Below are 14,017 nucleotides of genomic sequence, written 5' to 3' on the forward strand. Positions count from 1 at the left end.
TCAGGGAACGGGGACGGGCTGGGGTCGGGGCGGGACGCCGGTTCGCGTCCGCTCGGGGGCGGCGATGTTCCGCCGCACCTCGGTGCGGGCGACGAGTCGTCCGCGGGACAGGACGATCCGGTCGGCGGGTGCGTTCGCGACGGCGTCGGTGACGCTCGTCGCGGCCATCGCGAGCAGGTCGGCGCGCCGCCCGGGGACGGGACCGGCGGCCGGGAGGCCCATCACGCTCCGTGCGGTGTCGCTCACCATCGCGTACGCCTGGTCCGGCGTCACGTGGCCGGCCGACACGAGCAGGCTCGCGGTCTCGAGGGCGTCGCTCCGGCCCACAGGGTTGAACGGGTCGCGGACGTTGTCCGCCCCGGCGGCGACCCGCACGCCGGCGTCGGTGAGCGCCCGGATCGCGGTGAGCCCGCGGGGCGTCGACACGGGGTGCTGCCAGCCCTGCAGGTAGAGGTTCGTGATCGGCAGCGTGATGATGCCGAGGTCCGCGGCGGCGACGTCGGCGACGACCTCGGCCAGGCGCTCCGGGCCGAGGGTGCCGAGCCGGACGCAGTGCCCGGCGGAGTACTGGCGTGCGTCACCGCGGTCACGGCGCAGGCGGCTGACGGCACGGGCGTAGTGGTCGAGGGTGACCGGCCCGTCGAGGCTCTCGTCGGTGTGCAGGTCGACGCCGACGCCGTACCGCTCGGCGAGGGCGAGCAGCCGGTCGACGTCGGCGAGGGGGTCCTCGGCGAGGTGCGGCGCACCGCCGACCAGGTCGACGCCGCAGTCGAGGACGGCCTCGACGTGGGCGTCGGGCGCCAGCGGTCCGGCGAGGGCGACGAGCTCGAGGTCCATCAGCCCCGCGAGCTCCTCGCGGACCTGCACCAGGGCGCGGGCACCGCGGGTCGCGGACTCGGCGGAGGCGGGGGCGTCCGCGGGGGAGCGGCGGCCGCTCAGCACGTCGACGTGGCTGCGGACCGAGGTGGTGCCGGCGGCGAGGAGCGCGAGGGCAGCCGTCCGGGCGCGGTCGGCGATGTCCTCGACCGTCATGGTGGCGGCGTGTGCGGACCACGAGGCGATCGCGGCGCCGAGGTCGCCGAGCGGCGGGCGGATGGCGTCCGCGCTGAGGGCCTTGTCGAGGTGGGCGTGCGGCTCGGCCGGAGCGGTGAGGAGCAGGCGCCCCTCGAGGTCGAGCGTCGCGTCCGCCGGGGTCGATGTCGGTGCCGACAGGGTGCCCGCCGGGGCGACGGCCGTGACGGTGCCGTCCTCGATCGTGACGTCGACCAGGCGACCGTCCGGCAGCAGAGCGGACCGCAGGAGCCCGATCGTGCGGGGTGCTGTCGCGTCCATCCGGAGCCTCTCGATCGTGTGTGACAATGTTGATCGCATCAACATCTCCGATGCTAGGGCGGCCGTGTTTCCCTCTCGTTTCGAGGCGGTTGCCGTGTGTGACACCCGTCCCGGTCCGACCGGGGAGCCGGAACGAGCGTTCCGTCGAGGGCGTCCGCGAGGTCGTCGGAGGACCCCGTCCAGGCCGAGAGGAGTGCGCCGTGAGCACCGGCACCACCACCGAGACCGACCGCGTCGTCGACGACCAGACCCAGCGGATCGGCGAGCACATCCGCGCCCGCCGCCGCGCCGCCCGGCTGACCCTCGTGCAGGTCGCCGAGCAGACCGGCCTGTCGCACCCGTTCCTCAGCCAGGTCGAGCGCGGGCACTCCCGCGCGAGCATGGTGTCGCTCGAGAAGATCGCCGCCGCGCTCGGGACCACGCAGGTCGAGCTGCTCGCCGCGGGGGCGCCGGATCGGCCGGACCACGACGTGCGGGCACCCGAGGTGCTCCGCGCGGACGAGGGCGCGCGGGGTCCGTTCTCGAGCGGGGAGGCCCGGCTCCTCGTGCACGCCGGCCCGCACGCCTTCGAGCCGCTCGAGTGGACGGGCGAGAACACCGACCTCGGCGAGTACTTCGAGCACCGCGAGGACGAGTTCGTCACCGTGCTCACCGGCGACGTCCTGCTCGACCTGCGCGGACAGGAGCCGCTCCGCCTGGGACCGGGTGACTCGGCGTACTACCGCGGCGGCACCGGCCACCGGTGGTGCAGCGCGGACGGCGGTCGCTTCCACATGATCGTGGTCAAGGAGACCCCGCACGCCGGAGCGGCCTCGTGACCGCCGTGCCGGAGCGTCGCCGCGTGCGCGTCGCCGCACGCCGGACCGTCGCGACCGACGTCGTCGCGCTCGACCTCGCACCCCTCGACGGGTCAGCCCTTCCCGAGTGGGAGCCGGGCGCGCACGTCGACCTCGAGGTGGCGCCGGGCACCGAGCGCCAGTACTCGCTCGTCACGACGACGGCCGAGGGACACTGGCGCATCGCGGTGCTCCGGGAGCCGGACGGCCGCGGGGGTTCCGTCGCCGTGCACGACGACCTCGCGGTCGGCGACGAGGTCGTGGTCGCCGGACCCCGGAACCACTTCGGCTTCGACCCGACCCGACCGGCCGTGTTCGTCGCGGGCGGCATCGGGATCACGCCCCTCACCGCGATGATCGAGGCGGCCGAGCGTGCCGGGACCCCGTGGGAGCTCCACTACGCCGGACGCAGTCGCAGTCGGATGGCCTTCGTCGACGACCTCGTCGCGGCGCACCCGGAGCGGGTCGTCGTCGCGTCCGCGGACGAGCACCCCCGGTTGAACGTCATCGGACTCCTCGCCGAACCGCGCGACGCGGTCGTCTACTGCTGCGGCCCACGCGGGCTCATGGACGCCGTCGAGTCGGCAGCCGCACACTGGCCGGCGGGCAGCGTCCGGGTCGAGCGGTTCGAGCCCGCCGCCGACGTGGACGCTCCCGGTGAGGCGTTCGAGGTCGAGCTCGCCGTCACCGGCGTGACGGTGACGGTCCCGGCCGACCGCACCCTGCTCGAGGTCGCCGAGGAGGCCGGCGCCTTCGTGCTCTCCTCCTGCCGCGAGGGCACGTGCGGGACCTGCGAGACGCCCGTCCTCGAGGGGCAGGTGGAGCACCGCGACACCGTGCTCAGCCCGGAGGAGCAGGCCGACGACCGCACGATGATGGTCTGCGTGTCGCGCGCCCGGCGCGGATGCCCGCGCCTGGTGCTCGAACTCTGACGCCCTGCGGACGCTCGGCGTCTCCTACGGACGCTCGGTGTCGTCGAGCGCGCCGCCGGTGAGCGCCGACAGACGCTCCAGGCCCGCCTCGGCGACCAGCTGGCGGGCGAGCGGGCGTGCCCGGTCCACCGCCTCGCGGACGTCGACCCTCGTGACGTCGAAGTCGGCGACGCTCAGGTCGCCGTCGACCCAGACGTCACGGACCTCGCGGCTGCCCGCGACGAAGACGACCGCCTGGTAGGGGTCGTGGACGTTCGCCAGGGTGGGGGAGTCGCCGTCGAACACGACCAGGTCCGCGCGCTTGCCGGGTTCGAGCGAGCCGATCTCGTGCTCCATCCGCAGCGCACGGGCGCCGCCGATCGTGCCCATCTCGAACGCCTCCCGGGCGCTCATCGCGGTGGCCTGCAGGTCGCGGACCCGGGCGAGGAGCGCAGCGGTCTTCATCGCCTGCAGGAAGTCCTGCGAGTCGTTCGACGCCGGCCCGTCCACGCCGATGCCGACCGGGACCCCGAGGGCACGGAGCTCCGCGACCGGGGCGATGCCACTGGCCAGGATGCCGTTCGCGACCGGGTTGTGGGCCACGCCGACGCCGTTCGTGGCGTAGCGCTCCCGGTCCTCGCGGTCGACCCACACGCTGTGCGCCGCGATGACCGGCACCTGGAACATCCCCGTGGCCTCGGCGTGCCCGATGGCCGTCCGGCCGGTGCGCTGGCGCGCGGCGGTGACCTCCTCGCGCACCTCGTGGAAGTGCACGTGCACGCCGTGGCCGCCCGCGACCGCGTAGTCGACGTGCTCCTGCCAGGTGTCGTCGGTGTAGCGGCCGATCGACGAGACGCCGACCCGGAACGTGCTGTACCGGCTGGCGTCCGCGGCCTCGCGCAGCGCCTCGAACTCCTCGAGGATCGGTGTCGCACCGAAGTCGCGGTCGACGTCGCCCGAGCCGAAGGACACGACACCGCGGAGCCCGAGGTCCTCGAGCGCCTGCACGACGCCCGGCGTCGCCGGCTCGTCCGGCATCGGGTCCGCGCAGAACATGTCGTTCGCCGTCGTGACACCGCTCCGGAGCAGCTGGATGCCCTGCAGGACCGTCCCGGCGTAGGCCTTCTCGCGGGTCATCACCGGGTTGACGCGGCCGATCAGCGCCGTGAGCCACTCCCACAGCGTGTACTGCGAGCCGATGCCCGTGATGAGGCCCTCGCTGAAGTGCCCGTGCGTGTTGACGAACCCCGGCGTCACGACGTCGTACGCACCGCCGCGGACGGGAGCGTCGGGGTGCGCGGCCGACAGCTCGGCGAAGGTGCCCACGGCGGCGATGCGGTCCCCGTCGAGCAGCACGGCGCCGTCGCGGATCGCGGCGGGGGTGGCGGAGTCGTCGGGCGCGGCGGTCAGCACCCAGCCGGCGCGGATCAGGGTCTGTGACATGTGGCGAACCTAGGGTGCCCGTGTTTCGCGGGTGTCACCGTCGGGTTTCCCCGTGGTGCGCGCCGTACCCGTCGGAACGTCCGGTGCTCAGGGCCGGGTCAGCAGGGCCGGGTCAGCAGGGCACGCAGCCGGTCGCGCAGCACGTCGTCCACGCCGATGGTCGCGAACGCACCGTCGACGTCCGCGGCGACCTCCGCGACGACGGGTCCCGTGGTCGCGATCCACGCCTCCACCTGCTCCGGTCCCCACGATGCCTGTCGGTCGTGCGTCGGTGCGTGGATCGCCGTGCCCGCCATGGCGCGGACCGATGCGGCGTGGTCCTCGGCGACGATCGCCGGTGCCACCCCGGCGTTCGCCAGGAGGAGCGCACTGATCATGCCCGTGCGGTCGCGTCCCGCGCTGCAGTGCACGAGCACGCCGGTCGGGGCGTCGGCGACGGCCCGGAGGGCACCGAGCACGAGGTCGGGCAGGATCCGCCAGTTGTGCCGCCAGTACTCGGGCGAGTCGAGGATCGGGAAGCACACCGCCCGGAACTCGGGATCGTCCTGGTCCTCGGTCGGGGCGAGCACCACCGGGACGGACGCGCGGGTTGCGGGCGGCACGTCCGGGTCGCCGTCGCGGACACCGACCTCGTCCGGGCAGCGGAGGTCGACGACCGTGGCGAGCCCCCAGTCGTGCGCGTCGCGCCAGCCGGCCTCGGTGAGTCGCTCCCGGCGCGGTCCTCGAGCCACGCGACCGTGGATCGTGGCGCCGGTCGGGGAGTCGGGGGTGGGGAGACCGCCGAGGTCACGCGCGTTCGGGTACCCGTCCCAGTCGAGGTGCCGCATCCGCAGGACCCTACTGCGTCACACCCGACGGCGGGGCCGTTCCTCCTGCGACATCGCTCGGAAGCGGGGCAGGATGGTGCGGTGACAGTCCAGCTCCGTCCGTGGTCGCCCGCCGATGCGCCGGCCCTGCTCGCCGCGTGTCGGTCGACCCCCGACCTGTCGCGGCAGTTCAGCGGCGTCGAGATCGCCGACGAGGCACAGGCAGTTGACCACATCGCGACCGTCCTGCGGTCCGACTCGTCCACGAGGAACTGGGCCGTCGTCGAGGACGATGTCGCCGTCGGGAACGTCGGGCTGGCGGCGATCGAGTACCGGCACGGGACGGCCTGGGCGCACTACTGGCTCACGGATCACGTGCGTGGCCGTGGTCTCGCCGCGGAGGGGCTGCGGGCGGTGGCGCGGTGGGCCTTCGCCGCCGGGCTGTTCCGTCTGGAGCTCGGACACCGTCTCGACAACCCTGCCTCGTGTCGGGTCGCGACGGCGGCGGGCTTCGCGGTGGAGGGAACCGAGCGGCAGAAGCTGCGGTACGGCGATGAGCGCTTCGACGTCGAGACGCACGCACGGCTGGCAACCGACCCCGTTGCGGCTGCCCGCGCTCTGCCGATCGGAGGCTGAGGCGCGGACCGCTCCGAGCGGCCGAACGGGCGCCTGGTAGGACCGGAGCATGGTGATCTACGACGCCCGACTCGTCCGGACCGCGGCGCAGGTGTTGCTCGACGTCGTCGTGCTCGGCGGCATCGTGGTCGCCGTGCTCCTGGGACGCGCGGTCTCGGCGTCGATCAGTGCGCTCGCCGCCATCGGGGGACGCGTGGACGAGCAGGGGTCGGCGTTCGAACAGCAGCTCCGCCGGACCGCCGATGCTCTGGGCGACGTCCCGCTCGTCGGCAGCTCGGTGAGCCGGCCCCTGCGTGACGCGAGCCGGAGTGCGGGCGACATCGCGGCGGCGGGGTCGCAGCAGCAGGAGGAGACGCTGCACCTCGCGCACTTGCTCGGCACCTCGCTGGCGGTGGTGCTCGTCGTCGTGCTGGTCGCGGTCTGGCTCCGGTACCGGGGCGGCTTCATCCGCCGGGCGTCCGCGACCCGACGACTGGCGCAGCAGCCCGACGGCACGGAACTGCTCGCCGTCCGGGCGCTGACGACGCGGGACGCGGTCGGGAGGCTCGGTGCCGACGTCGTGGACCGGTGGCGGCAGCGGGACCCGGAGACGGTGCTCGCGCTGGCCGAGATCGAGCGGCGGAGCAGCGGGCTCCGCGCGACCGTCCCGTCCAGCCGTCCGTAGCCCTCAGCCGACCGGCACCGTCTCGCGGCGCTTCTGCCGCCAGGCCTCGGCGGGCCGTTCGTCGCCGTTCCAGACCTGCACGACGCCCCACGCGGCGGCGATCAGGGGCACCGCGAGCAGGGCCCCGGTGACCCCGCCGAGCACGGTGCCCGCGGTCAGACCGACCAGGATGACCAGCCCGTGCAGCCGGAGGGTCTTGCCCATCAGCACGGGTTGCAGGAAGTTGCCCTCGATCTGGTTGACGAGCACGACGATCGCCACGACGACCACCGCCTGTACCGGCCCGACCCCGACGAGGGTGACGAGTGCGGCGAGCGTCCCGGCGATCGGCGCCCCGATCATCGGGATGAACGAGGTCACGAAGGCGACGACCGCGAGCGGGATCGTGAGCGGGACGCCGAGCACGGCCAGCCCGGCGCCGATGGCGACGGCGTCGAACGCGGCCACCGCGGCGGTCCCGCGGACGTACCCGCCGAGCGTCGTCACGACGCGGTCTCCGATGCGTCGAGCGCGGTCGTAGGAGCCGCCGGTGAAGGGTCGGAGCAGGAACTCCCAGAGCGCCGGCCCGTCCTTGAGGAAGAAGAACAGGATCACGGCCATGAGCACCGCGCCGGTGACGACGTTCGTCACGGCGGAGATGCCGGCCAGCGCTCCGGCGCCGAACCGCGCACTCGTGACGAAGTCGACGACCCCGTCCACGGCGTCCTCGATCTGGCCGTCCGTGATCCGGAACGGCAGTTCGTGCAGGAGGTCCTGCACCTGCTGCAGGCCGTCGACGGCGGAGGACCGGAGCGTCGACCACTGGCTCGCGACGGCCGCGACGAGGAGCCACAGGATGCCGGCGAGCAGCGCCAGCACCGCGACGAACACGAGCGCCGTCGCGAGCACCGACGGGACCCCGTGCCGGCGGAGCCACGCGACGACCGGGTGCAGGGCCGAGGCGATGATGAGGGCGACGAGGACCGGGATCGTGACGAGCCCGACCTGCGCGACCGCGTACACGACCCCGAGGGCGACGGTCACGACGAGGACGACCTGGGAGCAGCGCGTCGCGAGCCGTCCGAACGAGTCGGCCCAGACGCTCGTGGTGGGTGCGCTGCCGGGGGAGCTGCGTCGGAACATGGTGGGGGCCTTCCGGGTCGTCGTGCGGAACACGTGACGCCGTCGGCACCCGGCCGAGGCTACCCAGGCCCGGCCGTTCGGCGTCGACCGCCCGACACAACCCGGAAACAGGACGCTGCTACAAACGCACCCATGCTGACCGTCACCGGTGCCCTGCGCGTGCTCGTCGACCCCCGGACCGAACGGGAGGGCGACGTGGTCCTCGACGACGGCAGCGACCTGGCGACCACGCTCGACGCGTCGGGATGCGTGGTCACGCCCGGCCTGGTGAACGCGCACCACCACCTGCTGCAGACGGCGTTCCGCACCCTGCCCGGCACCCGGGGTGTGCCGATGGCCGAGTGGCTGCCGACGATGGCCGCGGCGTACGGCCGGGCGGGGCACGATCCCGAGCTCTACGGACTGGCGGCGTCTGCCGGGGCCGCGGAGGGCCTCCTGTCCGGCGTCACGACGATCGCGGACCACCACCTGAACTGGCCCGCGGACGCGACGACCGACGACACCGTCGCGCTCGCCGCGGCGACGGTCGACGCCGTCCGGGGACTCGGCGGCCGGCTCGTCTTCGTGCGCGGGTCGGCGCGGGACGACGCCGACCGCGCTGCGGCGTCGGCGGACGCGATCGCGACGGGGCTGCTGCACGAGCGGGCGGCGGGCGGGGTGGACCCCGACGGCGGACTGCAGGTGGCGGTGGGACCGGCGGGCGTGCACTCCGACGGCGAGGCGACCTTCCGGGCACTCGGCGAGGTCGCTGCACGGCACGGGCTCCGGCGTCGGACGCAGGCGAACGAGCAGGTCGACACCGCCATCGCCCTCGAGCGGTACGGCCGCCGACCGCTGGACCTGCTCGAGGAGTGGGGATGGCTGGCGCCGGACGTCACGATCGCGCACCTCTGCGACGTGACGGACGACGAGATCGGTCGGCTCGCGGCGGCCGGCGTGACCGCGACGCACGCACCCGGGTGCGACGTGCCGATGGGGTGGGGGATCGCCCCCGTCGCAGCGCTCGCGGCGGCCGGGATCCCGGTCGGACTCGGGACGAGCGGCGGGGGCAGCAACGACGCGGGGCACCTGCTCGCGGACGGCCGGCTCGCGATGCAGGTGTCGGCGCTCGTCGGGCCGCAGCTGCCCGCGCGCCAGGTGCTCGGGATGATGACCGAGGGGTCGGCCGCGGGGCTCGGACGGCCCGAGCTCGGGCACCTCGGGGAGGGGACCGCCGGCGACCTGTGCGTGTGGGACGTCTCCGGGGTGGCGGACGCGGGCGTGGCGGACCCGGTCGCGGGGCTGCTCTGGGCGTCCCCGGGCCGTCGACCGCGGCACGTGGTCGTCGGTGGGCGCGTGGTGGTGCGTGACTACCGGCTCGTGACGGGCGACGAGCGCGAGATCGCCGCTCGGCTCGGCGAGCGGCTCGCGCGCACGCCCGTGAGCTGAGCGTCAGGCGAGCACGGCGTCTCGGCGCCTCCAATGATCATACGATCGGAGCGTCCGCACACCGTCCGCGCACCCGACCGCGCCCCCGGTCCTCGGTCCCCGCCGGATCGAACCAGGATCCCGACGTCGAACGACCCGCCGCGGGCGGTTCGACGTCGGATCCGTGGTTCGGAGGGTGCCCGGCGTCAGACGCGGACCGCGCGCCGGTGGATCGGGCCGGAGCCGTCGGCGAGCGCGCCACCGGGAGCGCCCCGACGCACCGCGATGACCTCGGCCATGATCGCGACGGCCAGCTCTGCGGGGGTCTCCGCGCCGATGTCGAGGCCGATCGGCGACCGCAGGCGCTCCAGGTCCGGCGTCCCGAGCGCGTGCAGCGCCGCGAGTCGCCGATCGTGCGTCGCCCGGGAGCCCATCGCCCCGACGTAGCCGGCGCCCCGTCGGAGCGCGAGGTCGATCACCGCGGCGTCGAACCGGTCGTCGTGCGAGAGCACCACGACGGTGGTCGACGCGTCGATCGGCAGCCCTTCGAGCACCCGTGTCGGCCATCCGACGATGCGCTCGTCCGCGGCGGGGAACCGCTCGTCGGTCAGGAACACCGGCCGCGGGTCCACCACGGTCACCGCGTGGCCGAGCACCGCCGCGGCGTTCGTCACCGCGACGGCGGACTCCACGGCACCGACCACGATGCAGCGCGGTCGGGCGTCGGCACGTTCGACGAAGACCCGGCCCCGGCAGCCGTCCGGAGCGGTGACGACCTCGCCGAGTGTGCCCGGGTCGAGCGAGAGCGCGAGCGACGTCGGGACGCCGGACGTCGCCCGGCGGAGTGCGTCGACCACGGGGTCGCCGGGTGCGATCCGGCGGACCAGGACCTCGATCCGCCCTCCGCAGCGGAGCGCCGGCGCCCACACCGCGTCCGGGTCGTCCGGGTCCTCGTCGAAGCCGAACCGCTCGAGCACGGGGACGCCGTCCTCGAGGACCTGCTCGGCGGTCACGAACAACGACCCCTCGACGCAGCCGCCGGAGATCGTGCCGACGACCTGACCGCGGGGCAGGACCGCCATCGACGTGCCCAAGCCGCTCGGCGCACTGCCGGACATCGCGACGGCCGTCGCGACGACGACGGGGTCGCCGGTCTCGAGGACGGCCAGGAGGCGCGGTGCCAGTTCGAACATCACGCACCTCCGGCGTCGGTCGCGACGGTCGCCGTCGCTGCCGCGTCCGCTGCCGCGTCCTGCAGCATCGCCCACACGCGGTCGCGCGTCATCGGCAGGCGGTACGGGCGGACCCCGACCGCGTCGCGCACCGCGTTCGCGACGGCCGGGGCGACCGGGTTGTACGGCGCCTCGCTCATCGACTTCGCACCGAGCGGTCCGAGCGGGTCGGACGTGACGGCGAACCGGACCTCGGTGCGCGGCACGTCGGAGATCTTCGGCACCCGGTACGAGCGGAACGCGTCGGTGGTGACCCGGCCCTCGGGGTCGACCACGACCTCCTCGTACAGCGTCGAACCGATCGCCTGCGCGGCGCCGCCCTCCACCTGACCGCGGAGCTGCTCGGGGTTGAGGACCGTGCCCGCGTCCACCGCCTGGACGCTGTGGAGCACCCGGACCTCGCCCGTCGGCCGGTGCACCGCGACCCGGGCACCGTGCACCGTGAAGGCCAGTGACCGCGGGGTCCCGTCGTGGCTGCCGTGCGCGACGAGGGGACCGTCGGCCAGGAGCTCGGCGTGCCCGACCAGCTCGTCGCCGATGCGGACGCCGTCGGGCAGCACCGCGACCGCGGGGCCGAGTGGGCCGACGGCACTCCTCGGGGTCCGGGCGGCCACGATCGTCAGCGCGCGCGCCGTCATCTGGTCGTGCAGGTCCAGCGCCGCGGCGTACAGCGCCTTGCCCGCGACGACGACCCCGGCCGAACCGAACGCCCCGGTGTCGTACCGCGCGGCGTCGGTGTCGGACTGGTGGACGTCGACCCGGTCGGGCGTGGTGCCGAGCGCCGTGGCGACGAGCTGCGTGTGCACCGTCGTGGTGCCGTTGCCGAACTCGGCCGTGCCGACGCCGATGCGGTAGCGGCCGTCCTCGGTGGCCTCGACCGAGGCGTGGGCGTGGTGCCCGCGGGGCGGCATGGTGGCGATCGCCGCGAGGGCGACGCCGGTGCCGAACGCCCAGTCCCCCGTCCCGTCGACGGCCGAGTCGTCGAGCGGCGGCCCGTCCATCGCGGGGACCTCGGGCAGGGGAGCACGGAGCGCGTCCTCGACCAGGTCGATGCACTGGTCGAGGCCGTAGCTGCCCTCCCAGCGCAGGTCGTCCTGCTCGTCCGGGTCGGTGACGACGAGCGGGTCGCCGGGGACGACGACGTTGCGCCGACGGAACTCGAGCGGGTCGAGGCCGAGGCGCCGGGCGAGCTCGTCCATCGCGGACTCGATCGCGAACACGACCTGGCCGAGGCCGTACCCGCGGAACGCGCCCGACGGCAGGTTGTTCGTGTACACGGACTCCGCGTCCACGCGCTTGACCGGGCAGCGGTACACGGCGACCGACTCGCTCACCGAGTGGAACATGACGCCGACGCCGTGGTTGCCGTACGCGCCGGTGTCCATCGTCTGGTCGACGTGCATCGCGGTCAGTCGTCCCGACGCGTCCGCACCGAGACGGACGCGGACGCGCATCGGGTGCCGCGTCGGCGCGATCGTGAACTCGTCGCGGCGGCTGAACTCGTACTGCACCGCGCGTCCGGTGCGGAGGACGGCGAGCGTGACGAGGTCCTCGGTGAGCATCTCCTGCTTGCCGCCGAACCCACCGCCGACCCGCTTGGCGACCACGCGCACACGCGAGGGGTCGAGACCGAAGACGTGGGCGACCTCGTCGCGGACCAGGAACGGGACCTGCGTGGCGGTCCGGAGCACGAGCCTCCCGTCCCGGTCCAGCGATCCGCGGGTGGCGTGCGTCTCGAGCGCGGCGTGGGAGACGCGGCCCGTCGACCAGGTGCCCTCGACCGTCGCCGCGGACGCGGCGAGGGCGGCCTCGAGGTCGCCGGTCCCGCCGTGCAGGGCGGCCACCACGTTCCGGCCCGGGTCGGCGATCCGGTGCTCCTCGGTGGTCTTGTCGCCGTGCAGGAGCGGTGCGCCGAGGAGCCGGGCGGCGTCGACGTCGTGCACGCTCGGCAGCACCTCGTACTCGACCCGGAGCAGGGCGCGGGCCTGCTCGGCGGTGCGGACGCTGTCGGCGACGACGGCCGCGACCCGCTGCCCGCGGAAGCGCAGCACGGTGTCGAACACGCGGGTGTCGTCGGGGTCGTCGAGCCGCGACTCGTGGCGCCCGGTCGAGAACAGCACGCCCGGGTCGTCGCGGTGGGTGAGCACGGCGTGCACCCCCGGCAGCGCCTCGGCCGCGCTCGTGTCGATCGCGGTGACGCGGGCGTGCGCGTGCGGGCTGCCGAGGACCGCGAGGTGGAGGAGCGCTTCGGTCCGCCGGACGTCGAGCGTGTACTCCTCCTGGCCCGTGACGATGCGCATCGCCGCCGGTGCCGCGACCGACGTGCCGGCGGCGTCCCCGGCGGAGGCGCACGCGGTGTTGCGCACCCCGTCCAGGGCGTCCTCGATCGCGCGGTAGCCGGTGCACCGGCAGACGTTGCCCTTGAGCGCCCGGTGCCGGTCGGCGAGCTGGTCGTCGTCGAGCGCCGAGGCGGTGACGACGTACCCGGCCGTGCAGAAGCCGCACTGGAAGCCCGGCGCCTCGGCGAACGCTCGCTGCACCGGGTGCGGGTCCTCCGGGGTGCCGAGGCCCGCGGCGGTGGTCACCGTGCGGCCCTCGAGCCGGTGCGCGGGCGTGATGCAGGAGTGCACGGGCACGCCGTCGAGCAGCACCGAGCACGCACCGCAGTCGCCTGCGTCGCAGCCCTTCTTCACCGCGGTGACGCCGTGCTCGCGGAGGAGCGTCCGGAGCACCTGTCCGGGCTGCGGGCTCGTGTCGAGCTCGGTGCCGTCGACCGTGAGCCTCATCGGGCACCCCCGTCGGCAGCGTCGGTCGCGGCGGTCGCGGGGCCGGCCGCCTCGGCGACGAGTTCGGCGGCGAAGCGTCGGGACACCGCTCGTCGCCAGTCGGGGGAGCCGTGCGGGTCGTCGTACCAGTCGTCGTGGGCTGCGAGGGCGGCGTCCACCTCGGCCGTCGCCGGGATCGTGTCCCACCGCAGCACGAGTGGGCGCGGGGCCCCGCCGGTGACGACGAGCACGAAGCCGTCGGCGTCCCGTCGAGCCGTGACGAGGGTCCCGGTCCGCCCGTGCGGGCTGAGCGACACCCGGCGGAAGCCGGTCGTCCCGCGGAGCGCCGCCGTGGGCACGTCGAAGGCCCGGACGACCTCGCCCGGGTTCAGTGCGGTGGTGCGCGGTCCGGTCACGAGGTCCGCGACCGGCAGTCGACGCTCCCCGCCGTCCGTCGTCCACACCACGGCGGTCGCGTCGAGGGTGACGAGCAGCGCCGTGACCGCGCCGGCCGGCAGCGCGGTGGCGACGTTGCCGCCGAGGGTCGCCGCGTTCCAGACCTTGAACGACGCCAGCAGTGCGTTCACGCACCGGTCGACGAGCGGCCAGGCACGCCAGTCCGGCTCCGGTCGCACGCGCAGCAGTGCCGCGAGCGTGCAGGTGGCGCCGAGGCGCAGACCGTCGGGCGTCCGTTCCGCGTCGGGCCAGCCGAGCGTCGTCAGGTCGACGAGGCCGGTCGTGCCCGGCTGCTCCTCGGAGTACAGCCAGGTCCCGCCGGCGAGCGGCTGCTCACCGGGGGCGAGGGCGAGGTCGTCGCGGTGCGACGGTGTCCGCACGGTGCGGACGGTGACGAGGTCCATGCG

12 protein-coding genes are annotated in these 14,017 nt (G+C 74.7%); 5 read left to right on the forward strand and 7 right to left on the reverse strand.

The genetic code is table 11. The features are described 5' to 3' along the window. A complete protein-coding gene (locus QUG92_RS00080) occupies positions 1-1,332 on the reverse strand; it encodes an amidohydrolase family protein (RefSeq protein WP_289457075.1) in 1,332 nt (443 codons plus the stop codon). A 200-nt stretch (positions 1,333-1,532) separates the two neighbouring features. On the opposite strand from QUG92_RS00080, the gene QUG92_RS00085 reads away from it, so the two are divergent. Then, positions 1,533-2,150 carry a helix-turn-helix domain-containing protein gene (locus tag QUG92_RS00085; RefSeq protein WP_289457077.1) on the forward strand — a complete coding sequence of 206 codons (618 nt, stop codon included), beginning with the start codon at positions 1,533-1,535 and terminating at the stop codon, positions 2,148-2,150. After that, positions 2,147-3,100 carry a PDR/VanB family oxidoreductase gene (locus QUG92_RS00090; RefSeq protein WP_289457078.1) on the forward strand — a complete coding sequence of 318 codons (954 nt, stop codon included), beginning with the start codon at positions 2,147-2,149 and terminating at the stop codon, positions 3,098-3,100. Before QUG92_RS00085 ends, QUG92_RS00090 begins: the two co-directional genes overlap by 4 nt. 24 nt (positions 3,101-3,124) lie before the next feature. Here the strand turns inward: QUG92_RS00090 and QUG92_RS00095 are convergent, their stop codons facing one another. Continuing rightward, on the reverse strand, positions 3,125-4,522 hold the full coding sequence (locus QUG92_RS00095; RefSeq protein WP_289457079.1) for an amidohydrolase family protein: 1,398 nt from the start codon (positions 4,520-4,522) through the stop codon (positions 3,125-3,127). Between the two features lie 98 nt (positions 4,523-4,620). Beyond that, the gene (locus tag QUG92_RS00100; RefSeq protein WP_289457080.1) at positions 4,621-5,349 is read right to left on the reverse strand and encodes a tyrosine-protein phosphatase; all 729 of its coding nucleotides are present in this window, start codon (positions 5,347-5,349) and stop codon (positions 4,621-4,623) included. A gap of 81 nt (positions 5,350-5,430) precedes the next feature. Here QUG92_RS00100 and QUG92_RS00105 point away from each other — a divergent pair, with 81 nt between their 5' ends. Next, positions 5,431-5,964, forward strand: coding sequence for a GNAT family N-acetyltransferase (locus QUG92_RS00105; protein ID WP_289457082.1), 534 nt, complete (start codon positions 5,431-5,433; stop codon positions 5,962-5,964). Positions 5,965-6,013: 49 nt separating this feature from the next. Further along, entirely contained in the window at positions 6,014-6,628 is a 615-nt protein-coding gene (locus QUG92_RS00110; protein ID WP_289457083.1) for a hypothetical protein, read from the forward strand. A 3-nt stretch (positions 6,629-6,631) separates the two neighbouring features. Here the strand turns inward: QUG92_RS00110 and QUG92_RS00115 are convergent, their stop codons facing one another. Further along, on the reverse strand, positions 6,632-7,750 hold the full coding sequence (locus tag QUG92_RS00115; protein ID WP_289457084.1) for an AI-2E family transporter: 1,119 nt from the start codon (positions 7,748-7,750) through the stop codon (positions 6,632-6,634). A gap of 132 nt (positions 7,751-7,882) precedes the next feature. Here QUG92_RS00115 and QUG92_RS00120 point away from each other — a divergent pair, with 132 nt between their 5' ends. Next, positions 7,883-9,178, forward strand: a complete 1,296-nt coding sequence (locus QUG92_RS00120) for an amidohydrolase family protein (protein WP_289457085.1) — start codon at positions 7,883-7,885, stop codon at positions 9,176-9,178. Between the two features lie 185 nt (positions 9,179-9,363). Here QUG92_RS00120 and QUG92_RS00125 read toward each other — a convergent pair whose 3' ends face one another. The 3 genes from QUG92_RS00125 to QUG92_RS00135 are packed head-to-tail and all read right to left on the reverse strand — an operon-like array spanning position 9,364 to position 14,014. Then, a complete protein-coding gene (locus QUG92_RS00125; protein WP_289457086.1) occupies positions 9,364-10,350 on the reverse strand; it encodes an XdhC family protein in 987 nt (328 codons plus the stop codon). Beyond that, entirely contained in the window at positions 10,350-13,175 is a 2,826-nt protein-coding gene (locus QUG92_RS00130; protein WP_289457087.1) for a molybdopterin-dependent oxidoreductase, read from the reverse strand. The genes QUG92_RS00125 and QUG92_RS00130 overlap by 1 nt, the downstream gene beginning before the upstream one ends. Then, entirely contained in the window at positions 13,172-14,014 is an 843-nt protein-coding gene (locus QUG92_RS00135; RefSeq protein ID WP_289457088.1) for an FAD binding domain-containing protein, read from the reverse strand. Before QUG92_RS00135 ends, QUG92_RS00130 begins: the two co-directional genes overlap by 4 nt. Between the last annotated feature and the right edge of the window lie 3 nt (positions 14,015-14,017).

Origin of the sequence: Curtobacterium citri, from assembly GCF_030362955.1 — a bacterium.
GTDB classification, from domain to species: Bacteria; Actinomycetota; Actinomycetes; order Actinomycetales; family Microbacteriaceae; genus Curtobacterium; species Curtobacterium citri.

What these genes read in the sequence shown, in the direction of transcription:
- QUG92_RS00095 (WP_289457079.1), bottom strand. Translation starts at nt 4,522, where the DNA reads ATGTCACAGACCCTGATCCGCGCCGGCTGGGTGCTGACCGCCGCGCCC.
- QUG92_RS00100 (WP_289457080.1), bottom strand. Translation starts at nt 5,349, where the DNA reads ATGCGGCACCTCGACTGGGACGGGTACCCGAACGCGCGTGACCTCGGC.
- QUG92_RS00130 (WP_289457087.1), bottom strand. Translation starts at nt 13,175, where the DNA reads ATGAGGCTCACGGTCGACGGCACCGAGCTCGACACGAGCCCGCAGCCC.
- QUG92_RS00135 (WP_289457088.1), bottom strand. Translation starts at nt 14,014, where the DNA reads ATGGACCTCGTCACCGTCCGCACCGTGCGGACACCGTCGCACCGCGAC.
- QUG92_RS00115 (WP_289457084.1), bottom strand. Translation starts at nt 7,750, where the DNA reads ATGTTCCGACGCAGCTCCCCCGGCAGCGCACCCACCACGAGCGTCTGG.
- QUG92_RS00125 (WP_289457086.1), bottom strand. Translation starts at nt 10,350, where the DNA reads ATGTTCGAACTGGCACCGCGCCTCCTGGCCGTCCTCGAGACCGGCGAC.
- QUG92_RS00110 (WP_289457083.1), top strand. Translation starts at nt 6,014, where the DNA reads ATGGTGATCTACGACGCCCGACTCGTCCGGACCGCGGCGCAGGTGTTG.
- QUG92_RS00120 (WP_289457085.1), top strand. Translation starts at nt 7,883, where the DNA reads ATGCTGACCGTCACCGGTGCCCTGCGCGTGCTCGTCGACCCCCGGACC.
- QUG92_RS00080 (WP_289457075.1), bottom strand. Translation starts at nt 1,332, where the DNA reads ATGGACGCGACAGCACCCCGCACGATCGGGCTCCTGCGGTCCGCTCTG.